The organism is Streptomyces sp. CA2R106 (genome assembly GCF_037034245.1).
Classification (GTDB): Bacteria; Actinomycetota; Actinomycetes; order Streptomycetales; family Streptomycetaceae; genus Actinacidiphila.
In genome coordinates this window covers 30,755-54,771 of record NZ_JBAGKC010000032.1, presented here as the reverse complement: position 1 = coordinate 54,771, position 24,017 = coordinate 30,755, and the positions used below count along the sequence as shown (strand labels likewise).

General features: G+C 73.0%; 22 protein-coding genes and 1 pseudogene. 10 read left to right on the top strand and 13 right to left on the bottom strand.

Features of this window, described 5'->3' with window-relative positions:
• Nucleotides 1–7: 7 nt before the first annotated feature.
• On the bottom strand, nt 8–631 hold the full coding sequence (locus WA788_RS30625; RefSeq protein ID WP_335982879.1) for a TetR/AcrR family transcriptional regulator: 624 nt from the start codon (nt 629–631) through the stop codon (nt 8–10).
• A gap of 86 nt (nt 632–717) precedes the next feature.
• Here WA788_RS30625 and WA788_RS30620 point away from each other — a divergent pair, with 86 nt between their 5' ends.
• Entirely contained in the window at nt 718–1,668 is a 951-nt protein-coding gene (locus WA788_RS30620) for an aldo/keto reductase (protein ID WP_335982877.1), read from the top strand.
• Nucleotides 1,669–1,890: 222 nt separating this feature from the next.
• Nucleotides 1,891–2,628 carry a CDP-alcohol phosphatidyltransferase family protein gene (locus WA788_RS30615; RefSeq protein WP_335982875.1) on the top strand — a complete coding sequence of 246 codons (738 nt, stop codon included), beginning with the start codon at nt 1,891–1,893 and terminating at the stop codon, nt 2,626–2,628.
• On the opposite strand, the gene WA788_RS30610 is transcribed toward WA788_RS30615, so the two are convergent.
• Nucleotides 2,600–3,112, bottom strand: coding sequence for an adenylyltransferase/cytidyltransferase family protein (locus WA788_RS30610; protein WP_335982925.1), 513 nt, complete (start codon nt 3,110–3,112; stop codon nt 2,600–2,602). The genes WA788_RS30615 and WA788_RS30610 overlap by 29 nt on opposite strands.
• 225 nt (nt 3,113–3,337) lie before the next feature.
• Here WA788_RS30610 and WA788_RS30605 point away from each other — a divergent pair.
• The 3 genes and pseudogenes from WA788_RS30605 to WA788_RS30595 all read left to right on the top strand — a co-directional run.
• Nucleotides 3,338–4,549, top strand: a pseudogene (locus tag WA788_RS30605) (glycosyltransferase family 4 protein); the annotation flags it as partial.
• A gap of 364 nt (nt 4,550–4,913) precedes the next feature.
• The gene (locus tag WA788_RS30600; protein ID WP_335982873.1) at nt 4,914–6,584 is read left to right on the top strand and encodes a tyrosine-protein kinase domain-containing protein; all 1,671 of its coding nucleotides are present in this window, start codon (nt 4,914–4,916) and stop codon (nt 6,582–6,584) included.
• Between the two features lie 302 nt (nt 6,585–6,886).
• Nucleotides 6,887–8,113, top strand: a complete 1,227-nt coding sequence (locus WA788_RS30595; protein ID WP_335982923.1) for a hypothetical protein — start codon at nt 6,887–6,889, stop codon at nt 8,111–8,113.
• Nucleotides 8,114–8,453: 340 nt separating this feature from the next.
• Here WA788_RS30595 and WA788_RS30590 read toward each other — a convergent pair whose 3' ends face one another.
• From WA788_RS30590 to WA788_RS30575, 4 genes are all read right to left on the bottom strand, one after another.
• Nucleotides 8,454–8,888 carry an NUDIX domain-containing protein gene (locus WA788_RS30590; protein WP_335982870.1) on the bottom strand — a complete coding sequence of 145 codons (435 nt, stop codon included), beginning with the start codon at nt 8,886–8,888 and terminating at the stop codon, nt 8,454–8,456.
• A 384-nt stretch (nt 8,889–9,272) separates the two neighbouring features.
• Nucleotides 9,273–9,497, bottom strand: coding sequence for a DUF397 domain-containing protein (locus WA788_RS30585; protein WP_335982868.1), 225 nt, complete (start codon nt 9,495–9,497; stop codon nt 9,273–9,275).
• Nucleotides 9,498–9,556: 59 nt separating this feature from the next.
• Nucleotides 9,557–9,751 (bottom strand): DUF397 domain-containing protein, encoded by a 195-nt coding sequence (locus WA788_RS30580; RefSeq protein ID WP_335982865.1) that lies wholly within the window; start codon nt 9,749–9,751, stop codon nt 9,557–9,559.
• A 16-nt stretch (nt 9,752–9,767) separates the two neighbouring features.
• Nucleotides 9,768–10,634, bottom strand: a complete 867-nt coding sequence (locus WA788_RS30575; RefSeq protein ID WP_335982863.1) for a helix-turn-helix domain-containing protein — start codon at nt 10,632–10,634, stop codon at nt 9,768–9,770.
• Between the two features lie 167 nt (nt 10,635–10,801).
• Here WA788_RS30575 and WA788_RS30570 point away from each other — a divergent pair, with 167 nt between their 5' ends.
• Nucleotides 10,802–11,299, top strand: coding sequence for an ATP-binding protein (locus WA788_RS30570; RefSeq protein ID WP_335982861.1), 498 nt, complete (start codon nt 10,802–10,804; stop codon nt 11,297–11,299).
• Nucleotides 11,296–12,150: a helix-turn-helix domain-containing protein gene (locus WA788_RS30565; protein ID WP_335982859.1), complete on the top strand. Its 855-nt coding sequence runs from the start codon at nt 11,296–11,298 to the stop codon at nt 12,148–12,150. Before WA788_RS30570 ends, WA788_RS30565 begins: the two co-directional genes overlap by 4 nt.
• Before the next feature lie 203 nt (nt 12,151–12,353).
• On the opposite strand, the gene WA788_RS30560 is transcribed toward WA788_RS30565, so the two are convergent.
• Nucleotides 12,354–13,967, bottom strand: coding sequence for a hypothetical protein (locus WA788_RS30560; RefSeq protein ID WP_335982857.1), 1,614 nt, complete (start codon nt 13,965–13,967; stop codon nt 12,354–12,356).
• 89 nt (nt 13,968–14,056) lie between these two features.
• Nucleotides 14,057–14,539: a VOC family protein gene (locus tag WA788_RS30555; RefSeq protein WP_335982855.1), complete on the bottom strand. Its 483-nt coding sequence runs from the start codon at nt 14,537–14,539 to the stop codon at nt 14,057–14,059.
• 381 nt (nt 14,540–14,920) lie between these two features.
• Here WA788_RS30555 and WA788_RS30550 point away from each other — a divergent pair, with 381 nt between their 5' ends.
• Nucleotides 14,921–16,405, top strand: coding sequence for an arabinofuranosidase catalytic domain-containing protein (locus WA788_RS30550; RefSeq protein ID WP_335982853.1), 1,485 nt, complete (start codon nt 14,921–14,923; stop codon nt 16,403–16,405).
• A 32-nt stretch (nt 16,406–16,437) separates the two neighbouring features.
• Here the strand turns inward: WA788_RS30550 and WA788_RS30545 are convergent, their stop codons facing one another.
• The gene (locus WA788_RS30545) at nt 16,438–17,742 is read right to left on the bottom strand and encodes an alpha/beta hydrolase (RefSeq protein ID WP_335982851.1); all 1,305 of its coding nucleotides are present in this window, start codon (nt 17,740–17,742) and stop codon (nt 16,438–16,440) included.
• A gap of 259 nt (nt 17,743–18,001) precedes the next feature.
• Between WA788_RS30545 and WA788_RS30540 the strand changes: the two genes are divergently transcribed.
• On the top strand, nt 18,002–19,177 hold the full coding sequence (locus WA788_RS30540; RefSeq protein ID WP_335982847.1) for a glycosyltransferase: 1,176 nt from the start codon (nt 18,002–18,004) through the stop codon (nt 19,175–19,177).
• Here WA788_RS30540 and WA788_RS30535 read toward each other — a convergent pair.
• Complete coding sequence (locus WA788_RS30535) at nt 19,126–19,815, bottom strand: hypothetical protein (protein WP_335982845.1); 690 nt, start codon at nt 19,813–19,815, stop codon at nt 19,126–19,128. The two genes, WA788_RS30540 and WA788_RS30535, sit on opposite strands and share 52 nt — an antisense overlap.
• Before the next feature lie 268 nt (nt 19,816–20,083).
• Between WA788_RS30535 and WA788_RS30530 the strand changes: the two genes are divergently transcribed.
• Nucleotides 20,084–20,851 (top strand): DUF899 family protein, encoded by a 768-nt coding sequence (locus WA788_RS30530; protein ID WP_335982843.1) that lies wholly within the window; start codon nt 20,084–20,086, stop codon nt 20,849–20,851.
• 55 nt (nt 20,852–20,906) lie between these two features.
• On the opposite strand, the gene WA788_RS30525 is transcribed toward WA788_RS30530, so the two are convergent.
• The 3 genes from WA788_RS30525 to WA788_RS30515 form a co-directional block, all read right to left on the bottom strand.
• Complete coding sequence (locus tag WA788_RS30525; RefSeq protein ID WP_335982840.1) at nt 20,907–21,269, bottom strand: hypothetical protein; 363 nt, start codon at nt 21,267–21,269, stop codon at nt 20,907–20,909.
• Between the two features lie 116 nt (nt 21,270–21,385).
• Nucleotides 21,386–21,934, bottom strand: a complete 549-nt coding sequence (locus tag WA788_RS30520; RefSeq protein ID WP_335982838.1) for a hypothetical protein — start codon at nt 21,932–21,934, stop codon at nt 21,386–21,388.
• Between the two features lie 195 nt (nt 21,935–22,129).
• On the bottom strand, nt 22,130–23,782 hold the full coding sequence (locus WA788_RS30515) for a cellulase family glycosylhydrolase (RefSeq protein WP_335982835.1): 1,653 nt from the start codon (nt 23,780–23,782) through the stop codon (nt 22,130–22,132).
• Between the last annotated feature and the right edge of the window lie 235 nt (nt 23,783–24,017).

The following is a 24,017-nucleotide window of genomic DNA, read 5'->3' as shown; positions in this document are numbered from 1 at the left end:
GGCGCCGTCACGCGTCCGGCCGCGGCCGCAGCGCGTCCATCACCAGCTCGATCAGCCGGTCCGTCTGCTCCTGGCCGCCGCCGGTGGCCGCGGTCAGGAAGATCCCGACGAGCATCACGGTCAGGTCCTCCGCCGCCACGTCGCCGCGGATCGTCCCGTCCTGCGCGCCTCCTGCCAGCAGGATGCCGACTGCCGCGCCGATCCGCCGGCGCGTGTCGGGCGGGGAGATCCGGCCCGAGGACCACCCGGCGCGCAGCACCTGGCCCATGCCGCGCTTGGTCGCGACGAAGGCGGCGTAGCGCCGCATCCACGCCCGGAGCGCGTCGGCGGGGGGCAGCTCCGCCAGCAGGCGGGGCGCGCTGGCGGTGACGTCGTCGAGTTCGGCCGAGTAGACCGCCTCCACCAGGGCTTCGCGGGTCGGGAAGTTGCGGTAGAGGGTGCCGATGCCGACTCCGGCCTCGCGGGCGATGGCTTCGAGCGGGGCAGCCTCGCCGGCCGTGGTGAAGGCGGCGCGGGCAGCGGCCACGAGTTTGTCGCGGTTGCGCTGGGCGTCGGCGCGGGCGGCGCGCTTGCGGGGCGGGGGCTTGGGGGCCGTGGGCGCCGCTTCGGGTGCGGGGTCGGCGTCAGTCAAAGCGGAGGGTCCTCCGTTAAAGGTGTACAGTGGCGATACGGAGGTTCCTCCGCTTACTCCATCGTCTCACGAGGAGCATATTTCCCATGGCAGCAAGCCCCGCCGCCCCCGCCGGCGGCACCACCGGCCTCGGCAGCCACACCGTCTCCCGTATCGGCTTCGGCGCGATGCAGCTCGAACGCCTCCACGACGACCGCGCCGCCGCCGTCGCCCTCCTGCACCGCGTCGCCGAGCTGGGCGTCAACCACGTGGACACCGCCGAGTTCTACGGCGACGGCTTCGTCAACAGCGTGATCCGCGACGCCTACCGCGACCGGCTCGGCGCGTCCGACGCCTCCGACGCCTCCGCCGACGGCACCGGCATGGTCATCGTCAGCAAGGTCGGCGCCACCCCGGCCGACGGACCCATCCGGCTGCGGCTGGCGCAGCGCCCCGACGAGCTGCGCGCGAGCGTCGAGGACAACCTCAAGAGCCTCGGGCTCGACCGCATCCCCGTGGTGAACCTGCGCCGTACCGACACCGGGCCCGGGCTGCGCGCCGAGGGCGACCAGGTCGTGGACCTCGACGACCAGCTCGCCGTCATGACCGACCTGCGCGACCAGGGCAAGATCGGCGCGATCGGCCTCAGCTCCGTCTCGATCGACACGGTGCGCCGCGCCCTGCCGGCCGGCATCGTCTGCGTCCAGAACGCGTACAGCCTGGTCGCCCGCCGCGACGAGGAGATCCTCCGGCTCTGCGTCGCCGAGAACATCGCCTGGGTCCCGTACTTCCCGCTCGGCGGCGCCTTCCCCGGGCTGCCCAAGGTCACCGACGAGCCCGCCGTCCAGGCCGCCGCCACCGCGCTCGGCGCCACCCCGGCCCAGGTCGGCTTGGCCTGGCTCCTCCACCACGCCCCCAACACCGCCCTGATCCCCGGCACCGCCGACCCCGCCCACCTCGAGGCCAACATCGCCGCCGGCGCCCTCCACTTCGACGCGGCCACCCTCGCCACCCTCGACGCCGTCGAATCCCGCCCCCTGGAGCTCCCGCTCAGCTGACCCCTGGCAGACTGCCGGGCATGCCCGCCCTGGTCCCCGCCGCGATTCCCCGCGGCACCCTGTCCCGCACCGCCCAGCCGCTGCTGCCGGTCGGCGGTGACATGGTGCTGCGGGGCGAGGAGGAGCAGGGCGGCGTCTGAGGCGGGGTACGGCTGATCGCGCGCGCCGGGTGGGGCCGGTCCGGCAGGATACGGGTGGGGGTCGGCGGCGAGGGGGAGGCGGATGGGCGGGCGGGCGCTGGGGTTCGGGGAGGCGCTTCGGCGGTTGCGGGGGGCGCAGAAGACCGCGAAGGGCGTCTCGCTGTACTCGCGGTACGTGAACCGGCCGGTGGGGCGGGTGCTGGCCGCGGGGGCGTACCGGGCGGGGCTCGGCCCGAACCAGGTGACGCTGGTGAGCGCCGCGTGCAGCGGCGCCGGGATCGCCGCGCTCGCCGTGGCGGCACCGTCGTGGCGGCTGGCGGTGGCCGTCTACGCCGCGCTGGCGGTCGGCTTCGCCTTCGACTCGGCCGACGGCCAGCTCGCACGGCTGCTGGGCCGGGGCGGCCCGGCCGGGGAGTGGCTGGACCACGTGGTGGACTGCGCGAAGATCACCGCGCTGCACGCGGCGGTCCTGATCACCTTCTACCGGCACTTCCGGCTGCCCGGCGCGGGCTGGCTGCTGGTGCCGCTCGGCTTCCAACTCACCGCCGTACTCGTCTTCTTCGGCGGTCTGCTCACCGACAAGCTGAAGCCCAAGGGGAGTTCGGCCGACGCCCCGGTGCAGCCGCCCTCCCGGCTGCGGGCGGTCGCCCTGCTGCCGGCCGACTACGGCGTGATGTGCGCGGTGTTCCTGCTGCTCGGCAGCGAACGCGCCTTCCGCTACGGCTACACCGCGCTGTTCGCGGTGCATGTGCTCTTCCTCGCGGCCTTCCTGACGAAGTGGTTCCGCGAGCTCAACGCGCTCCCGCGTCAGGCGGGTTGAGCGGGGCGGCGGCCGCACCTGCCGCACCCGCCGCACCCGCCGCACCTGCCGCGCCCGCCGGTCCGGCCAGCACGTCCAGCGCCCGCCGTAACTGCGTACTCGACGTGTGCACGGTGTACGGGAAGTACACGACCTCCACCCCCACCGCGGCAAGCCTCTCCTCCAGCCGCCGCCCCTTCTCCGTCCCGCGCCAGTCGTCCCCCTTGAACAGCACGTCGAACCGCACCTGGCGCCACGTCTCCAGCTTGTCCGGCACCGTCTCCACGAACGCGGCGTCCACGAACCGCACGCTCCGCACGATCTCCAGCCGCTCCACCAGCGGCACCACCGGGCCGCGCCCCTTGGCGAGTTGGGCCATCTCGTCGGAGACGACACCCGCCACCAGGTAGTCGCACTGGCTGCGGGCGTGCCGTAGGATGTTCAGGTGTCCGACGTGGAAGAGGTCGTAGACCCCCGGCGCGTAACCGACCCGGTGCAGCATCATCAACCCCCAGCCGTACGACGCTCCCCAGCGTCGCGGAGTCTCAGACGATAGCCGGACGTATCGCGCGCAACGGGGGATTCGCGGAACTGCGGCCGCCGACGCACGGCAACCGCAGGTCCGGTGGCGCCGCGAACGGCTAAGGTGTGCACTTGTCTGGATCTGGGGGTTCGTCCCGGGGGGAAGGAACACTTCGTGGCTACGTCGGATCTGCGCCGTCGGCTCCTGCTGGTCTCCACCAACTACGCGCCCGAGCACGCCGGCATCGGGCCGTACGCCACCCAGATCGCCGAGCACTGGGCGGCCGGCGGCGCGGAGGTGCACGTGCTCACCGGCATGCCGCACTACCCCGCCTGGAAGCTCGACCCGGCCTACACCGGGGTGCGGCGGATCGAGGAGGACCGGGCGGGCGTCCGGGTGCACCGGCGCGGCCACGCGGTGCCCGCCCGCCAAACCGCCCTGCGCCGGGCCGCGTTCGAGCTGAGCGTGCTGCGCGGCGGCCGTGACGAACCCGCCGGGATGGGCCGGCCCGACGCGGTGTTCGCGCAGATGCCGAGCCTGGCCGGGGCCGTCCTCGGCGCGCGGCTGGCCGAGCGGTACGACGTGCCGTTCGTGCCGATCGTGCAGGACCTGATGGGCGCGGCGGCCGCGCAGAGCGGGATACGCGGCGGCGGGCCGGCCGGGCGCGCCGCCGGTCTCGTCGAGAAGCACGCGTTGCGGCGGGCCGCGCTGGTCGGGGTGATCCACGAGTCGTTCGTGGCGAAGGTGGCCGCGATGGGGGTGCCGGCCGAGCGGATACGGGTGGTGCCGAACTGGTCGCACGTACGGCGCCCGTCGCGCCCCCGCGAGGAGATGCGGGCCCGGCTGGGCTGGCGCCCCGGGCAGACGGTGCTGCTGCACTCCGGGAACATGGGCCTGAAGCAGGGGCTCGACGTCCTTGTGGAGACGGCCCGTTCGGCACCCGAGACCCGCGTCGTCCTGATGGGCGACGGCAACCAGCGCGACCAGCTTCGGGCGCTCGCGGGCGGCCTGCCCAACCTGGACTTCCTCCCGCCGGCCGCGGACGAGGAGTTCCCCGACGTACTGGCCGCCGCCGACTTCCTCCTGGTCACCCAGCGGGCCTCGGTACGGGACATGAGCCTGCCGTCCAAGCTCACCTCGTACTTCGCGGCCGGACGCCCGGTGATCGCCGCGGTGGCCGCGGACAGCGGTACGGCGGCGGAGGTGCGGCGCTCCGGCGCCGGGGTGGTGGTGGCCCCGGAGTCGCCGCAGGACCTGCTCGGCGCGGTCCTGGCGCTCACCCTCGACGAGCCCCGCGCCGCGCTCCTGGCCGCCGCCGGGCCGGTCTACGTGGACGCGCACCTGTCCCGCGAGGCGGGGCTGAAGCGGATCGACGCGCTGCTCTCGGAGGTACTGGGGGACACGGAGCGGGCGCCGCAGGGGGAGGCGCCGGAGGGCGCCGACGTGGAGGGGGCCGCGCCTGTGGAGGCAGTACCCGCGGAAGACGTAACTGCGGCTGCGCCCGAGCCCGAGCCCGGCGCCGATCCCGCGCCCGCCGTCGCCGTACCGCCGCGCCCGGACGCGCCCCCGAAACCCCCCGCCCCACCGCGCCCGGCGGCCCCGCCCCGCCCCGCCGCCGAACCGCAGACGCAGCAGTCGGCGGAGGAGCGGGCGGCAGAGTGTGCGGACGCCCCGGCAGCGGACCCGGGCGAGGCCCGAACAGACGACGAGGACGCCGACTTAGCGGGCCGGGAGCCGGCGGAAGTGCCCGCCGGGGCGCCCGCTCGGGAAGGCGGGGCCGACGATGAGCGGTGAACTGCTGGACGACGGCGAGGAAGTGGACCTCGTACGGGACCAGGTGCGCCAGATCGTCCGCTACAAGCGGCTGATCGCGGCCGGTCTGGTGGTCGGCGTCGTCGGCGGTGCCTACCTCGCGCTGGGCGGCACGGACACGTACGCCGCGAGCAGTTCGGTGATGGTGCGGGCGGCGACCGCGGACCCCTTCGCCGCCGGCGCGACCCCGGACAAGGGCATCGACATCGGCACCGAGCGCCAGTCCGCGATGAGCACGAGCGTCGCCGAGGCCGCCGCGAAGGCGGTGAAGCAGCCGGTCACCAAGCTCCAGCACTGCCTTCAGGTGACCAACCCGCCCAACACCCTGGTACTGCGCTTCACCTGCACCGCCGCGAACGGCAAGGACGCCGCCGCGTGGGTCAACGCCTTCACCGCGGCCTACCTCGGCAGCCGCGAGTCGGCGACGAAGGCCACCATCGCGAAGATGGTCAAGGGCTACCAGGACCAGCTGGACCCGCTGGTCAAGCAGCGCAACGAACTGCTCGACCAGATCGACGCCACCAAGGACAGCCAGGTCGTCGGCACCCTGGTCTCCGTCCAGACCAACCTGCTCAGCCGGATCACCGAACTCAACGGCGACATCAGCGGGTTGCGGGCGCTGGACACCACCCCGGGCACGGTCATCAAGCCGGGCACGGTGCCCGACGCGCCGACCGGCCCGGGCCTGGGCCTGATGCTGGGCCTGGGTGCCGCGGTCGGGCTCGCGCTCGGCCTGCTCGCCGCGTGGCTGCGGCTGGTCTTCGACCCGCGGCCCCGCTCGGCCGGCGAGGTCACCCGCGCGATGGGCGCGCCGGTGCTCGGCACCCTGCCGCACGGCCGCGGCCGCCACGACCTCCAGGCGCCCCAACCCCTGCTGGCGGAAGGCCACATGGCGGGCCGCCTCGCCGAGGAGTACCGGGCGATCGCCTTCCGGCTCAGCCATGACAGGCGGTTCGCCGAACGCCGCCGCCTGCTCGTCGTCGAACCGCGCGGCAGCAGCGACACCGCGGCCGCCGTCGCGGTCAACCTCTCCGCGTCCTTCGCCGAGATGGGCAAGGAGGTGCTGCTCGTCGAGGCCGACCTGCGCACCCCGTCGCTGTCCGCGCGGCTCCGCTCGGCCGAGGGCCACCGCCCCAGCTGGGCCCGCAACGCCAGCCTGGCCGAAGGCGGTTGGCCCGCCGGACTGCAACTCCCGGTGGACACCGGGGGATACGGCTCCTTCGACCTCGTGCCCGGCCGCCGCGTGCCCAACGTGGCCCGCGCGCTCACCTCCGGCCAGGCCGGCCGGCTCTTCGCGGAGGCCGACGACCCCGGCACCGTCGTGGTGGTCCTCGCCCCGCCGCTGCTGTCCTACGCCGACGCGCTCGCGCTGGCCGACCGGGTGGACGGCGTGGTCGTGGTCTGCGACCCGGCCGAGGTGCGCCGCGAAGACCTGGTCCGGGTACGGGAGTTGGTCGACGGAGCCGGCGGGGCCGTGCTCGGCGCCGTACTGCACCGCGCCCCGGCCGCGCCCGGCGGCTCCCGGTTCCTGCCGCGCCTGCTCGGCGGCGGGCGCCGTACCGTCACCGCGGCCGCGCCCGGCCGGACGCACCGCGCGGCCCAGGACGCCCCCACCGCCCCGGAGCACCACCCGGTCCCTTGACCGGCCCCGCCCCGCGGTACGCCGCGGCGTCCGGGGCCGAACCCCCGCAGCGGGCCGCCGCATCGTACGGCGGCCCGTACGACACGACGTACGACACGACGTACGGCAACGCCTACGACAGCGCGTACGACGACCTGTACGGCGGTGACCCGCACGGCGAACTTCCTTACGAGGACGCCGAGTCGGCCGACGGAACCGATCCGTACGGCGACGACCCCTACGGCGAGCACACCGAGGGCTCCGACGCCGACGGCTCCGGCCCCGACGGCTCCGGCCCCGACGGCTCCGGCGGGGGGCGCTCGGTGGCGGCCGTGGCGAGTTCCGTCGCGGACCAGGGCGTCGCCGCGTTCACCAACATCATCGTGCTGGTGGTCGCCGCGCGGCTGTCCACGGCGGCAGGCTTCGCCGTCTTCTCCATGGTCTACATGGTCTTCACGGTGCTGCTCGGCGTGAACGTCTCCTACGTCGGCCAGGCACTGGTGCTGGAGCGCGGCTCGCGCCGGGTGCGGGCCGCCTGCCGCTCCGCCGTGGTGTTCACCGCGGTCGCGTCCGCCGTCCTGGGCTGGGGCATGGCCGGCGCGCTGCTGCTCCTGCCCGGCACCACCGCGCGCGGGCTGGCCGTACTCGGCCTGGTGCTGCCGGTGGTGCTCACCCAGGACGGCATGCGGTACTGCTTCTCGGCGCTGCGGCTGCCCCATCTCGCCCTGGCCGCCGACGTGGTGCGGCTGCTGGTCGCCGTGCCCGCGCTGGCCGTCCAGCCGCAGGGCGCGGGCGCGGTACGGCTGGTGGCCGTCTGGGGGCTGTCCGGGGTGCCCGCGCTGCTGGTCGGCGCGGCGCTGCTGCGGCACCGGCTGCGGGGCGCGCCCGGCGAGGCGCGGCCGCCCGTCGACCTCCGCGCGTACCTGCGGCGCGGCCACCTCGGGCAGCGGTTCGTGGTCGAGTTCGGCGTCGGCAACGCCACCAGCCAGCTCGCCGTGGTGGGCCTCGGGCTGTTCGCGGCGCCGCTCGCGGTGGGAGCGCTGCGCGGTGCGACGACCCTGTTCGGGCCGATGAACGTGCTGTTCAACTCGGCCACCGCGTTCGGGCCGCCGCTGCTGAACCGGGTGCGCGGCACCGACGACAAGGTGCGGGTGACGGCGGTGCTCGCCGTCGTCCTGGCCACCGTCGCCACCGCCTGGACGGTCGTGCTGATGCTGCTGCCCGCGCACGCCGGGCGGGCGCTGCTCGGGGACACCTGGGCGGCGTCGTCCGCGCTGCTGCCCGCCTCCGGCAGCCAGTACGCGTGCATCGCGCTGGGCACCTCCGCGCTGCTGACCCTGCGCGTGCTGCGCCCCCGGGCGACCCTGCCGATCCAGGTGGTCTTCTCCCTGGCGTCGGTCCTCTTCATGCTGGCCGGCTACCGCCTCGACGGTGTCCTCGGCGCCGCCTGGGGCCTGGCGCTCGGCTCCGCCCTCAAGGCGGTGGCGCTGTGGCTGCGGATCGCGGCGGAGCGCCGCGCGGTGAACGCGACGCCGTCGCCGGCGAGTTGAACGCGGCCCCTGCCCGCGAACCGCTCGGCGTCGGCCACTCTGCGGAAGAGCGCGGAGGTCGTCGCGGCGGCCTCCGGCGGCCACGAGCGGTTCCCCGCGACCTCGGCGCGGGCCGCTCCGTCGACTCCACGCGGGAAACTCCGAGGACACCGTCCACGTCGCCCTCGACTCCCCCCACCCCCTCGCCGAAGCCCGCGCCGCCTGGCGGACCCCGGCGCACTTCCGCTATCCGCCGAATGCTGGCTGAGACCAGCGGGGCCGGGCAACCCGGAGGGTGCCCGACCGCGGCGCCCCTGACCGCAGGCCCGGCCGGGGGCGCACTGGCCTTCGGTGTTCGGTGTCAGCTGGTCAGCAGGCCGTATACCGCGTCGCTCACCTCGGGCAGCTCGCCGGGGTGGGCCCACTGATGGGCGTCGTGCTCGGTGAGGACCACGGGTTCGGTCTTCACCACGGTGACGGTGAAGTTGAACTGGCGGGTGGTGCCGCCGCGGCTGTTCTGGTAATCGAAGTGGCCGATGTATCCCGTGACTTGATTGATGATCAGGCCGACCTCCTCTGCGGTCTCCCGGAAGAGGGCGTCCAGGATCGTCTCCCCGGCCTCTACCGTGCCGGAGGGGACCTCCCACATCCCGCCCATGTAGTCGTCGGGGTTGCGACGGACGAGCAGGGTGCGGCCGTCGTGGTTGATCACGGCGCCGGCGACGAAGCGGGTGATTCCAGCGGCTTCGGCGTCGGCCGCCAGGCCGGCCACGAACTCGGGGGAGGCGACGGTCATTGCAGCTCCTTGTGACGGTCGCTGACCTTGATGGCCACGCGGACGTACTGCTCGGCCAGTTCGAGATCCTGCTCACGATGCCAGACGGGGAGCTTGAACGTGTGGGCGTGGGCGTGCTCAGCGACAGGGAAGTCCCCGCTCCTGTACCGGCGGTGGGAGCACGGGTGGTCCGGGAACAGCAGGGTGGGCGGCTGGAGAGGCTTCGGGTCGACTCCGTGGAGGTCGTCGGCTGCGACCTGGCGTCCTCGGCCAGCGGTAGTTCGGTTGCTCAGGCGCCGAGGGTGGGGAAGTGGTCGGCCTTGACGGCGTTCACGAAGTGCGGCCCCTGGCTTCTCATGGGTGCGGCCCCTCACTCGTCGGGGGAGCGAGGGGCCGCAGGGGGCGCTACGGGAGGAGGAGGTTGCGCTGGCCGGCGCGCACACTCGCGGTGAAGAGTTCGTAGTCCTTCTCGGAGATGATCAGCACCTTGGCGTCGGGGTCGCCGACGTCCACGGAGTCGCGGAGGGCGACCACCCCGTCCACGAAGGCGACTTCCAGGCAGTTGTTGCCGGCATCGGACATCTCACTCTTGGCCCAGGTGGCGTTGGTGAGATCGACCTGCTTGTTCATATGCGGCGCTCCTTGATCGGCTCGTGGGCGGCGCGGAACGTACGGTGGCCGGGGGCTGGTCAGGCGCCGAGGGTGGGGAAGTGGTCGGCCTTGACGGCGTTCACGAAGTGCTGCCACTGGGAGGGCTCGAAGGTGAGGGCTGGTCCGGTGATGTCCTTGGAGTCGCGGCAACTGACCGTCTCGCGGTGGAGGCGCGTCTCGACGCAGCCGCCGTTCTGGCCGCTGTAGCTGCTCTTGAACCAGTTCTCACGCATCTGAGTAGATCTCTTTCTACTGGCGAAGCTGCTTCGCAACTTCCCCTATGAAGGACTGTGAATCAATGGGGCTCAGCGCTGCGGCGCGCAACCGGTCAAAGACGTCTCCGTAGTAGCCAGTGTCCGATGGGGTTTCCAAGTAGGACGGCGCCGTGTGGTTCTCCAGAACTACCACTTCCATCTTCGACGGCTCGGGGAAGCGGTAGATGGCAAAGGGGTACGGCCCACCCGGGTAAGCCCCTGCGGCAAAGGGTAGTACCTGCAACGTCAGGTTCGGAAGCTCGGTCAAGGCCACGAGGTGGCTGAGCTGGTCATGCAGGACCGCCGGTCCGCCGTTCTGCTGCCGGAGGGCACCCTCGCCTAGGATGATCCATGCCTTCAGCGGCGCTTCGCTACGGGTGAGGGCCGTCTGCCGTTCCATGCGGACCCTCACCCGGGCCTGCCACTCCTCGCTCAGGGGCCCGGGTTCGCCGCCCCCGATCACTGCTTCCGCGTACGCCTCCGTTTGAAGCAGGCCGTGCACGATTCCCGGCTCGAAAGCCCTCAGGTGGGTCACGTCCTCCTCGAGGCCGACCAAGTCGAGGAAGTCATCCGGGAGTTGGTCCTCCAGCGAACGCCACCAGCGGCGCTTGCGGCTCTCCCGGGCGAGAAGGAGCCAGCCTTCCCGTTCCTTGGGGTCGGTGATGCCGTACAGGTCGAGCAGGAGGCGCAGGTCGACCTGGCGGATGCCGGACTCCCCCTTCTCGATCCGGAAGATCTTCGACAGGTCGCAGGCCAACTCCCGTGCCGCGTCCTCCTGTTCCAGCCCCGTGTCCAGCCGCAGCCGCCGGAGGTTCGCCGCCAGCACGCGCCTGCGCACCGTCGGGCGCTGCACTACCGCCATGTCCGCTCCAAGAGTTGTGCGTGAGTGAATATGCCAATCAAGCGACCAGATGCCCAATCAAGTTGCATAGCTTGCAACTTGCGTCCCCTCGGGTCCATGCTATCGGCAACGGGGCCGCCACTCACGGTGTTGCACCGGTTACGCACATATGTGCAGGGAGGGTGATCATGGGGCCGACCGGACGCCGCTTCGACAGGCTGGACCTGGTGTGTGGGCCCTTGGCGGTGGGGCGGGCGCGGGAGCACGTGAGAGGGGTTCTCGCGGAGTGGGCGGCGCCCGAGACGCTGGCGTACGACGCGGTGACCGTGGTCGTGGAGCTCGCCGGGAACGCCGTACGGCACGCCGGGGGCCGGTGCGCGCTGAGCATGTGGGTCACGAACACGCGGCTGCACCTCGGCCTGTGGGACCAGAGCCCCGCACGCCCGGTGCTGCGGCCGATCTCGTACGACGCCGAGTGCGGGCGCGGGCTCCGACTCGTGGCCGGGCTCTCGGAAGGGCAGTGGGGCACCGCGTTGACCAGGCCCGAAGGGAAGGTCGTCTGGGCCGCGCTGCCGCTCCCCGCCGAGTACCGCCGGCGTATCGCGCGGGTCGGCTCGTCACCGGGGCAGACCCACCGCCGCCCTCACCGTCACGCACCACACCAACGAAAAGGAGCAACGGTATGAATGGCGGCGGCGCGGGCAAGGACGCGGTCGACGGGGAGGGGCTGTCGGCGCGGGCGCTGTACGCCGGCGAACTGGCCTTCCGTCGGCGGCAGTCGGGCATGACGTTGGTGCAGCTGGCGGAGAAGTGCTGTTTCGAGCAGTCGTACCTGCACCGGCTGGAGCACGGCGAGCGGCTGGGGACGGTGGAGACGGCGGCCGCGCTGGACCGGGTGTACGGGACCGGCGACCTGCTGGTGAAGCTGTGGCACCTGGCGAAACGGGAGACGAAGGACCGGCTGCTGCTGGGGCTCGCGCCGTTGGAGGTCGACGCGGTGAGTATCCAGGAGTACGCGGTCGGCGCGGTGCCGGACCTGCTCCAGACCCGGGCGTACGCGCAGGAGCAGTTGCAGTTGGCGCGCCTCGGCACGGCGCAGGTGGCGGCACAGGTCGCGGCGCGGCTCGACCGGCAGGAGCGGCTGGCCCGTCAGGACCCGGTGCACTACCGCGTGCTGATCGACGAGGCGGTGCTGCGGCGCAAGGCGCGGGACGCGCAGACGTGGACCGCGCAGTTGGAGCGGCTGATCGAGGCGGCCCAGCAGCCGGACGTCGCCCTGCACGTGGTGCCGTTCGGGGCCGGGCCGCACCACATCCGCAGCTCGCTGGAGCTGGTGTACTTCCGTGACGGGCGCACCGTGGCCTACACGCAGGGCAGTTGGAGCGGTCATCTCACCGAGGACCCGGAGGAGGTCGAGCCGCTGCGCCTCGCGTACGACGTGCTGCGCGACACCTCGCTGGCCCCGGCGGAGTCGTTGGTCTTCCTGCGCGCCCTGCTGGACGAGCACACCGGGTCGCCGGAGGACGTGCAGCCCTGAGCGGCAGCTGCCCCCTTCCGCTGGCCGCTAGGCCGTGTCTGACAAATCCCGCCTGGCTGACGGGGTCTGGCACGCACGCTCGCTGCGTTGTCGGTCGTCGGCGCAGCCCGCTGCGCCCTCCTCCCTCCGCCTTGCGATCGCACGCACCAGACCCCGTCAGCCCCCGCCCTTCGGGCGGGACGACGCTATTTGTCAGACACGACCTAGCGCAGCGCCCGCCGTGGGTCCCTGCTGGTCGTCGCGACCAGCGCCACGCACAGCAGGAGGATGCCGATGCGGCCGGCGGCCTGGAGGAGGGGGCCGCGCAGGAGGATGAAGGAGTAGCCCGCGGCGAGGGGGGTGACCACGGCCGCGAGGGTGCCCGGGCGGGGGGACTCCAGGGTGCGGCGGGCGTAGCGCAGGTCGGCGCGGGAGGACGCGTACCCGATCAGGAGGAATCCCGCGGTCATGCCCAACGGGCCGAAGTCCAACCAGAGTTCGGCCCACAACGGGGAGGAGAGGTTGGTGTTGGTCATGCCCATCCAGCGGCCGACCACCACCCCGGAGTCCAGCGGCTTGCCGTGCCAGACCGAGCGCGGCACGAAGAAGAAGACGTCGGCGGCGAGGTGGCGTCCGTGCGTGTGCCCGGCGCCGGACTCCACGTAGCTGAGGGTGTTGGCGAACATGCCGACCTGGTCGTAGTCCTTGATGGTCAGCGGGTCGAGCACGGACGTGGACTGCACCGGGTGGTAGCCGCCCGCGTCGTAGCGGAAGCGGTCGAGGAACGGGAAGAGCAGCAGCGCCGCGACCACCCCGCCGACCAGCGCCGTACGGTACACCGCCGGGCTGCGCGGGAAGACGGTGAACAGGATCGCGAAGACCACCGTCAGGAACCAGTAACGCGGGTTGGAGATAGGGTTGTTGACGATGACGTTGATGACGGCCAGGCCGCACAGGGCGACCAGCGCGGGCAGGTTGCGCCGGGCCCGCTGGGAGGTGGCCATCCAGCGGATCAGGACCAGCAGTGCCAGCAGCGCCGGCACCGTGCCGAAGCCGCGGATGAACGCCGAGCCGACATGGCTCTCACCGCTCGACCCGGTCAGCCCGCTGGCCTGCACGGTCTCGCTGATGTCCTGGCGGCTGGTGAAGAACACCGCGGGGCCGCCGAGCTTGGCGATGCACAGGGCGCTGCCGGCGTACGCCAGCAGCACCAGCAGCCACAGCCGGCGCCGGGCCACCTGTGCCGGGGGGCGGGGCGGCCGGGGGGAGTCGCGCGGCGGCTGGAGCCGTGCCGCGAACGCGCCCACGTCGTAGGCGACGCAGCCCAGCAGGGTGAGCGAGATCGCCAGCACCGTGTCGGAACGGGGCCCGACCACCGGGGTCGGCACCTGCCCGATCACTTCCTGGGCGAGCGGGGCCACGCCCATCGCCACGTAGCAGAAGAGCCAGAACGCGCCCTGGAGCAGGCGCCGCCGCCGGCCCAGCGCCATCGCGCACAGCCGCGCACCCGCGTAGCAGGTCAGGGCCAGTTGCAGCCAGAAGCCCGCGTCCCGCTGGCCCGGACCCGGCTGGATCAGGACGTATCCGGGCAGGAGGGCGACCAGCGCGACCACCAGCGGTACGGCCAACGCCCGCGACAGTACGGCCCGAGACGACGCGGCTCGGGACGACGCGGCCCGAGACGACGCGGCCCGGGAAGAGGCGACCCGGGACGACGCGGCCGGTGCGGAAGCCGCCCGCGGCGCCCCCCGTGATGGCTCCGCCCCTAACGATGCCGCGCGGAACGATGCCGCGCCGGACCGTACGCCCTGCGGAACCTGCGACACGTCGCCCGCCATGGCCCCCTCCCCCTCCCTGCCGCGAGTCTAGGCGGCAGGCCGCGGGCGAGGGGCCCGGTCGGCCCACTCCGGCCCGCCGCCGCCCCGGATCAGGCCCCGTCGAACGCCGCCTGGAGCGTCGCGATGTCCAGCTTGCGCATCTTCATCATCGCCGCCATCGCCCGGTCGGCCTTCGCCCGGTCGGAGGCGGTGAGCAGGGTCGGCATGATGTTCGGCACGACCTGCCAGGACACGCCGAACCGGTCCTTGAGCCAGCCGCACTGCCCCTCCTCCCCACCGCCCGAGGTCAGCCGCGACCAGTAGTAGTCCACCTCGGCCTGGTCGGCGCAGTCGATCTGGAAGGAGACCGCCTCGGTGAAGGGGAACTGCGGCCCGCCGTTGAGCCCCAGGAACCGCTGCCCGTTGAGCGTGAACTCCACCGTGAGCACCGTGCCCTCCTCGCCGGGGCTGGCGTCGGTGTGCCGCAGCGTGCTGCCGCGCGAGGAGTCCTCGAACACCGACAGGTAGAAGTCCGCGGCCTCCTCCGCCCTGCCGTCGAACCACAAGCACGTCGTGAGCCGTCCGCTCGTCATCGCGTCCTCCGTTGCCGTACGGGACCCGGCGCGGCGACCTCCGCCGCGCCCCTTCACCGTTTAAGACACCCCCCGCCCGCAAAAGTCATCGTGCCCGCCCCCGATCAACCCTTCCGGGGGAAGACCCCGAATTTGTTCATACCGGTACGAAACGATCCGGCCGGGCGCGAGGCCCCGGGCGGCCGTGGATGAACCGGTGTGACGGGGGTGCGACAGGGGTGCGAAATGCGGGGCGCGGTTTTTCCGGGGTGTTGACGAAAAAATCGGCGACTCCACATCCTGGCGGCACGCCCCGGGCGCGGCCGGCGCCATCCGCGTCCCGGCGCCTCCTGTCATGCCCCCGAACCCGCCAACCCCCCACCGCTCAAGGGAGTCCACCGCATGAGCAGAACGCGTCCCCCCGCCGCGCGGACGTCCGCGCGGCCGTCCCTGCCGTACCGGCTGCGCCGCGCCCTCCTCGCGTGTTGCGCCGGCCTCGCCCTCGTCCTGGGCGCCCTGGCCGCCTCCCCCGTGCCCGCGCAGGCCGCCGGCTCCCGCCCGTGCGACATCTACGCCGCCGCGGGCACCCCCTGCGTGGCCGCGCACAGCACGGTGCGCGCGCTGTACTCCGGCTACGGCGGCAGCCTCTACCAGGTCACCCGCGCCTCCGACGGCGCCACCCGCGACATCGGGGTGCTGACCACCGGCGGATACGCCGACGCCGCCGCGCAGGACGCGTTCTGCGCGGCCACCTCCTGCGCGATCACGAAGATCTACGACCAGTCGCCGCGCCACAACGACCTCACCGTGGAGGGCGCGGGCACCCAGGGCCTGGCCGACCACGGCGCCCCGGCGAGCGCCCTGCCGGTGACCGTCGGCGGCCACCGCGCCTACGGCGTCCTGGTCACCCCCGGCACCGGCTACCGCCACACCGACGCCGCAGGCGTCGCCGTGAACGGCCAGGCCGAGTCGATGTACATGGTGGCCAGCGGCACCCACGTCAACGGCGGCTGCTGCTTCGACTACGGCAACGCCGAGCACACCGTCGACGACACCGGCAACGGCCACATGGACGCGGTCTACATCGGCGACCGCTGCCATGACGCGCCCTGCACCGGCAGCGGCCCGTGGGTCGCGGCGGACCTGGAGAACGGCCTCTACCAGGGCAGCGGCAACAACCCGGCCAACCTCGGCAACAGCAGTCCGTTCGTCACCGCGCTGCTGAAGAACGACGGCCAGACCACGTTCGCCCTCAAAGGCGGCAACTCCCAGTCAGGGGCCCTGTCCACCTGGTGGCACGGCGCGCTGCCCAGCGGCGGCTACACCCCGATGCAGCAGGAGGGCTCCATCGTCCTGGGCACCGGCGGCGACAACAGCAACCGCGCCGTCGGCTCCTTCTTCGAGGGCGTGATGACCTCCGGCTTCGCCACCGACGCCGCCGACAACGCCGTCCAGGCCGACATCGTGGCGGCCGGCTACACCGGCGACCCCGCCGGCAACCAGGGCACCACCATCACCGGCCCCGGCAGCAAGTGCGTCGACGTGGCCGGCGACGACGTCGGTGTCGACCACGCGGCCGTCCAGCTGTGGGACTGCCAGTCCTACGCGGTCGACCAGCACTGGGTGCACAATCCCGACAACTCCCTGGAGACGCTGGGCCGTTGCCTGGACATCGCCGGGAACGGCACCGCCGACGGCACCAAGGTGCAGCTGTGGGACTGCAACGGCGTCGGCGGCCAGGTCTGGGTGCAGCAGTCCGACGGGTCGCTGCTCAACCCGCAGTCCGGCCGCTGCCTGGACTCGCCCAGCGGCGCCACCGCCAACGGCACCCGGCTCCAGATCTGGGACTGCAACGGCGCCAACGCGCAGAAGTTCCACCTGAACTGACCCGGTCCGGGCCGGGCGCGGCCGCCGGCGGCTCACCGTGCCGTCGCGGCCGCGCCCACCGCCCTGCGCCGCTCCGCCCGCAGCACCGGCTTGTCGTGCGCCACCCGGCTGCCGGCCCCCGCGCCGCGCCCGCCCTTCGCACCGGGATGCGCCTTCCCGGCCGCGTGCCGCGGCGCCACGTCCTGCGGGAAGATCAGCTGCTGGCTCTGCCACGCCAGCGCCGCGGGCATCTCACTGGTCCACGTGCTGAAGTTGTGCACGCCGTGGGCGGGGAAGATCGACGCGGTCCGCATCGGCGCCTTCGCCAGCCGCAGGAACTCCCGCGCCTTCGGGTAGATGTTCTCGTCCCCGTGCCGGCTCGCGGCGACCAGCACCGACACCTGCGGGATCGGCAGGTGCCGCAACCGCCAGTACAGGTCGTGGGAGTCGATCCGCTTCTGCCGGGAGACGCCGCTGCCGAACAGGTTGCCGGTGGTGATGTCCTGATGGATGGTGAAGTCCGGGGACAGCGCCGCCGCCGAGGTGAAGACCCCCGGGTCGCGCATCGCCAGTTGCAGCGCGCAGGTGCCGCCGGAGGAGTAGCCCAGCGCGCCCCACGCGGTGGCGCTGTGGCCCACCCGGTAGGTGGCCTTGAGGGCGTCGGGCAGGTCCTTCGCCAGGAACGTCTCGGTCTGCGGCCCGCCGGGCACGTTGACGCACTCGGTGTCGCGCGGCGGCGCGATCGTCGGGCGGATCTCCACGATGACCGTCGGCTGCATCCGGCCCTGCCTCATCAGCTGCTGGGAGATCTGCCACACCCGCAGCCCCTGCGCGAGGTTGTAGATGCTGCCCGGATAGCCGCTCATCGCCAGGACCACCGGGAAGCGCTGGCGGGCGTACGCCTTCTGGAAGTACTCCGGCGGCAGGTAGACGAACGCCGGGTCGATCACCCCGGTGCGCCGCCCTATCACCCGCACCGACTCCACCCGGCCGTTGCGTGACGCCGGCGCGCTCGGGATGCCGCTGACCCCCTTGAGCAGCGAGGTCGCCCCCGGCTCGATCAACGCGGTCCTCGTGGTCAGGGCGGTGCCCGACGCGTTCGGGCCGATCGCGACCGGCGCGGTCTTCCCGGTGCCGAACAGGTCGCTCCAGGAACCGTAGAACTGGTAGTCGGCGTTGACGGCCGCGAGCAGCGCGGTGACCGTCACGAGCTGGGTCACCCCGATCACCGCCAGCCGCGCGGCCACCCACCCCCAGCCGGTACGGGCCAGCCGCGGCCACGTCCACACCGTGAGCACCACGCACGCCGCGGCCACCCCGGCCAGGACATACGCCGTCGACCAGCTGGTGAGGTTCACGCCGCGCCCCCTTTCCCTTCCGTTTCCGTACCGTCCACAGGGCTAGAGGGACACGGGGCGCGGTGCGTTCCGTGCGAAGGGTGTGACGATGCGGCAAAGTCCGGAACCGTCCCCGGAAAGCCGGGTTGCGCCGATGCGGGCACCCGCGGCGGCGCCCGCCGCTAGGCTGGGGCGGCCGTGCCGGGGGACACGGGGCCGGGGCGGCGCCCGGCGGCGGAAGGGCGCCGCGACGCAGCTCAGGGGGAGGCGGTTTTCGCACGTGAGAGTCCTGCATGTGGTCACCCTGCACACGCCCACCAACGACTTCGGCGGCCCGACCCGGGTCGCCCTCAACCTGTCGCGGGGCCTGCGGGCCAAGGGCGTGGACGCCCGGATCGCCACCCTCGGCGACGGCTTCACCGGGCCGCTGCCGACCGAACTGGAAGGCGTGCCGTCCTTTGTCCACCAGGCCCGGCACGTGCTGCCCGCGTTCGAGGTCAGCGGCATCACCTCGCCCGGGCTGCTGGCCCGGGCGCGCCGGATGGCCGCCGGCGCGGACGTGGTGCACGTCCACCTGATGCGCGACCTGATCACCCTGCCGTTCGCGCTGGTGGCGCTCGCCGCCGGGGTTCCGCTGGTGGTGCAGACCCACGGCATGATCGACCCGACGCAGAAGGCCGTCGCCAAAGCCGTCGACCTGCTCGGCCTCAAACGGGTGCTGCGCCGGGCCGACGCCATCCTGCACCTGACCGCGGCCGAACGCGACGGCGTCCAGGCGGTCGTACCCGACACCCCCCTGACCACCTTCCACCGCCTGGTCAACGGCGTCGCCCGCCAGGAGCGCCGGCCGCCGCGCACCGGTGACCGCCCGCCGACGATCCTCTACGCCGCGCGCGTCCAGAAACGCAAGCGCCCCGAGGACTTCGTCGCCGCGATGCCCGCGGTGCTCGCCGTCCACCCCGGTGCCCGCTTCGTGCTGGCCGGGCCCGACACCGGCGCGCTCACCGGGCCGTTGCGCGCGCTCGCCACTGAACTCGGCGTCGCCCACGCCCTTCAGACCCCCGGCCCGCTCGGCCACGACGAGGTACTGGCCCGGCTGCGCACCGCCGATGTGTACGTCCTGCCGTCCGTGGTCGAGCCGTTCGCCGTCTCGCTGCTGGAGGCGATGTCCGTCGGCGTCCCCGTCGTCGCCGCCGCGACCGGCGGCCTCTCCCCGGACATCGAGGCGGCCGGCGCCGGCGTCATCACCCCCAGCCGGCCCGACGCCGACAACGGCCCCCTGGTGGCCGCGGCGATCCTCGAACTGCTCGACCCCGACACCAACGCCCGTACGTCCGAGGCGGCTTGGCGGCTGGTCGAGGACCGCTTCTCGATCGGCGCGGTGGTCGAGGACCTCCTCGCGGTCTACTCCCGGGTGTCGGCCGCGCCGAACTCCGCCCGCAGGCGCGGGATGTAGTCGGCGAGCGCCGGAGCCCAGCAGCCGTAGTCGTGCCCGCCGTCGCAACCGGGCGCCAGCGACGCCCCGTTGCCGTAGTCGTCGAGGCGGGCGGGAATGCCGAGGCGGTCCAGCCGGGCCTTGACGTGCCGGGCCGCGACCCGCGTGAACGCGTCCACCGGCAGGCTGCTGCCGGTGTACAGGGCGACGTCGGTGCCCGCCAGCCTCGCGAGGTCGGCCGGTGCGGCCGGGTCGTCCACGCTGCCCGCGCCGCCGTGCAGGAAGTACGTCACCGGCCAGCGCCGGGCGGGGGCGGCGGCGTAGTCCGCGGGCAGGAAGATCCGTATCCGGTGCGGGCCGGACACCTGCGGGGTGGTCACGGTGAGCGTGAAGTCGGTGGGGGAGTGCGCGACGGGGGCGCCGACGAGGGTCAGGCCGAAGCCGCTGGTGAACGGGGGAAGTTCGGTGGCGGCGGTGGCCGCTCGGGCGGCGGGTGCCAGGGCGAGCAGGGGCAGTACGGCAAGGGCGGCGGCCGCCAGAGCTGTTCTGACCGTTCGGACCGTTCGGACCCGTCGGACCCTTCGGACCGCTGACCGCCGGGTCGGGCCGGTGAGCGTCACGCCGAGGACGGCCAGGTGCGCGTACGTCGGTGACTTCATGGGGGCTCCGTAAGTCGTCGGACGGCCGAAGGAGGGCCGGGGTGCCGTCACAGGCTCGCCTCGGGCGCGGCCGGGGGGACAGGCCAGCACGGCGGCCATATCTGGCGGGTGACCGTTCCACCGTCCTGACCTGTGGAAAGGCGTGACGCACGGTGGAGGTACGGCAGTTGGCGCGGCCTTGTCTCCCGCGTTCCCGCGGATGGCGATGAGTTCCGTGCGCGGCGGGAGTCTGACGTGGTGACAGCACCGGACACCCACGGAGGACCGTATGACGACCCCGCCCGCCGACCCCGCCCGCCCGCCGATCGTGGACATGGCCACCTGGCAGGCCGCCCGCGACGAACTGCTGGTCCGGGAGAAGGCCCACACCCGGGAGGGCGACGCGATCGCCGCCGCGCGCCGCCGCCTGCCGATGGCCGAGTTCGACGGCACCGTGGAGGTCGTCGGCCCGAACGGCCCGGTCCCCTTCCTCGACCTCTTCCAGGGCCGCGACGAACTCCTCGTCTACAAGCACATGTGGTGGGACGGCGCGCCCCACCAGGGCCAGTGCGAGGGCTGCACCGTCACCGCCTGGCACATGAAGGACGCCGTGTACCTCAACAGCCGCGGGGTGTCGTTCGCGATCCTGACCCCGGGCCGCTGGGAGGAGGTCGCCGCCTTCACCGACTTCATGGGCTACACCCAGCCCTGGTACTCCGTGCGCGGCCTGGAGGAGCCGGTCGGCGGCGAGATGGGCCACCTCACCAGCTATCTGCGCGACGGCGACCGTACGTTCCTCACCTACTCCACCACCGGCCGCGGCACCGAGGCGGCCAGCGGGTCCTTCGCCCTGCTCGACATGACCCCCTACGGCCGCGGCGAGGCGTGGCAGGACGTCCCCGAGGGGTGGCCCGAGGGCAAGGGCCCCTGCTGGTACTGGCGTTCGGACGCGGACGGCAACGCCACCTGGGGCCCTACCGGCCGTCCCGTCCCCCAGTGGACGCGCCCCGGCGCCACCCCCGAGACCACCCTCGGCCGCCAGGGCACCCACCACTGACACCCCGGCCGGCCGGCGGGACCCCCGCCGACCGGCCGTCAACCGTACGGCATCGTCAACCCGTTGCCGGGACCACCACCCAGTCCGTGGACGTGGCGTGGTCGTCGTCGCCCTTGAAGTCCACCGTGTAGAGGGTGTCGCCGGGGCCGGGCACGTCGTCGAAGGCGAACGTACCGTCCGCGCCGACCCGGAGCGTCGGCAGCGAGGGCGCGCCGCCCTTCGTACGGCGCTGCACGCGCACCACTGTGCCGGCGGGCAGCGCGGTGCCGGTCGTGGTGAGCGTCCCGGCGATGTGCACGCTGCCGCCGGTAGCCGAGGTCGGCGCGGCCAGCGTCAAGGAGGTTGGCGCCTTGTCGACGGTGACCGTCGTAGTGGCGTCGTCGGCCGGGTCGTGCTCGGCGTCGCCCGCGTACGACACGGTGTACGTCGCGGTCCCCGCGTCCGGCGGGGTGTCCTCGAAGGTGAACGAACCGTCGGCGGCCGCCGTGACCGGATCGAGCGGGTGGCTGCCGGAGGCGTCCGTACGGACCGCCGTCAGGCGCGCGGCAGGCCCGGACGCCGGCCCGTCCAGCGCGATCGCGTGCCGCTCAGCTCCACTGGCTGCCCGGCGTACGGAGTCCCGGGCCGGAGGGTCAACGGCCCCTGGAAGGCCGCGTGGTAGCGGGAACCCGGGTTGCTGATGATGTGCAGCCAGTACGCGTCACCGGCCGAGTCGCCGGTGACGGCGAAGAGCTTCGACGCGTCCGACGACCAGGCGAGGCCGCGCGAGGCGATACGGTCGCCGCCGTCGGAGTCGTCCTGGAAGACGAAGCTGCGGGGGGTGTCGCCGTGCGTCGGGTCGGCGTCCTGCACCAGCAGATCGGCGTCGTCGCCGGACGCGGCCATGCCCCGCGCCACGAGCGAGCCGTCCGGGCTGAACGCCACCGCGGTCGCGGAGGCGCCCGCCGGGGGCGCGCTCCATCCGGCGGCGTCCGACATGTCCGCGCCGTTGAGCAGCCGGAACCCGTCGGCGCCGTCCGCCAGCCCCACCAGCGAGGCGTCCGCGCTGAGCGAGGCGTCCTGCGCGACCGGGATGGTGGGCATGGTGCTCTTGGACCACTGCCGGCCCGCAAGTGCGAGTAGGACACGGTGGGCAGTTTGATCGAGACGTCCGACGGTTCGCCGGCCTGCGCGGCCGGTGACAGCGCGACGGAGAGCGCGGTCCCGCGAAGTCCCCCCTTGGACGCAGCGGGCCGGCCTGCTCGTGGACCGGCCGGCCCGCCGTGCCGTGGTGGACCGTCAGGAAGCCGTGCAGGTCAGCGCCGGTACGGTGAACGCACCGGCCGAGGTGCCCTGGACGCCGAACGTGGTGGAGCCCGAGCCCGCGACGGCGGCGTTGTAGGAGAGGCTCTTCGCCGTCACCGCGCTGCCGGTCTGGCTGACGTCGGCGCTCCAGGCGCTGGTCTCCTTCTCGCTGCCCGGCCAGGACCACGTGACGGTCCAGCCGTTGACGGCGGTGCTGCCCGCGGTGACCGTGACGGTGGCGGTGAAGCCGGTGTCCCACTGGTTGTCCACGTGCAGGACCGCCGTGCAGCTGCTGCCGCCCGTACTGCCGCCCGTTCCGCCCGTACTGCCGCCGCTGGACGTACCCGATGACGTGCCGCTCGACGTGCCGGACGACGTACCGCCCGTGGACGTGGTGCCGTCGAAGCCGGGGGCCTTGATACTGGCGAGGTAGCCGTCCTTGACGGTGTCGACGGTCTGCCAGTCGTCCTTGAGGATGCCGCCGGTGTCACCGGAGTCCGGGTTCCACGACCAGAACGTCCAGTTGAAGCTGTCCCCGCCGTAGGTCGCGGTGGGGCGCATGTAGTCCACGAGGGCCTTGAGCCAGGTCTGGTCGGTCGTGGACTGCAAGGTGGTGCCGAACTCGCCCACCCAGACGGGCGCGAGGTTCTGCTTGAAGATGTAGCCCCAGTACTTGTCCCAGATGCCGGGCATGTTCGCCGGGAACGACGGGTCGTTGAACCAGCTCTGCTGGGCGACGCTGGTGGCGTAGTCGTGCGCGGAGTACACCACGCGGTTGGCGACGGAGAGTTGCACCGGGTACTGCCCGACGCCCATCAGGTTGCCGCCCCACCAGCCGGAGGTGCCGTTGTAGGTCTGGATGCCCTCCACGAAGATCAGCAGATCCGGGTTGACGCCGAGCACCGCGTCGCCCGCCCGCTCGGCGGCCAGCCGCCAGTCGATCGTGGTGTCGCCGCAGCCCCAGCAGGCCGGGTCGTGCGGCTCGTTGTGCAGGTCGATGCCGACCACGGCCGGGTTGCCGGCGTAACGCGTGGCCAGCGCCTTGAGGTCGGTGATCCATGTCGACTCCGGGACGGAGCTGGTGTACCACAGCGCGCTCTGCCCGCTGGCGTCCGGCCGGTGCCGGTCGAGGATGATCCGCAGGCCGATCGAGCCCGCGTAGTCCACGATCTTGTCCATCACCTGAAGGGACGTCAGTCCTTCCAGGTCCTCGTTCATGTTGTAGAAGTTGATGCTGTCGGGCATCGTGCCGGGCTTGAAGATGTCGTCGCTGTAGGGCAGCCGGATGGTGTTGTAGCCCAGCGACTTCATCTGGTCCATCATCGATTTGTAGTCACGCGCCCAGAGGCCGTGCGGCACGTGGTTGTCGGTCTCGAAGCCGAACCAGTTGACGCCCGCGATGCGCACCGGCTGGCCGGCCGCGTCCAGGATCTGCCGTCCGCTGGTGTGCCAGTAACCGGTCCCGGCGGCCGGAGCGGCGGTGGCGGCGGTGGCGGCCGGTGGGGCGGCGGCGCGGGCCGGCGACTGCCCGGCCAGCGCGAACAGGGACATCAGGGCCATCAGGGCCGCGGCCACGAGGGCGGTCAGGGGCACCCGCCATGCGCGGGACGCTCTCGGGGGGCCGGCGAAGCCCGGAGTGGTGACCATGGGGCGATTCCTCTCGGTGGGGGGAACGGAACGCTGCCGGTCGGAGATGTGCGCGGGGGACGCGTATGGGAGCGCTCCCACGTGCACTTCGCATAAAAGCGACGTTCCGTGCGCGCAGTCAAGAGGGCGGCCGGGGTTCAACAAGTGAAGCAGTCAACGCCGTTGGGAGAGGGGCTACTTCACGTCACTGGATGCGCGGGGTGTGGTCGGCCCGCGCGCGTACGCCCGCTGCCCC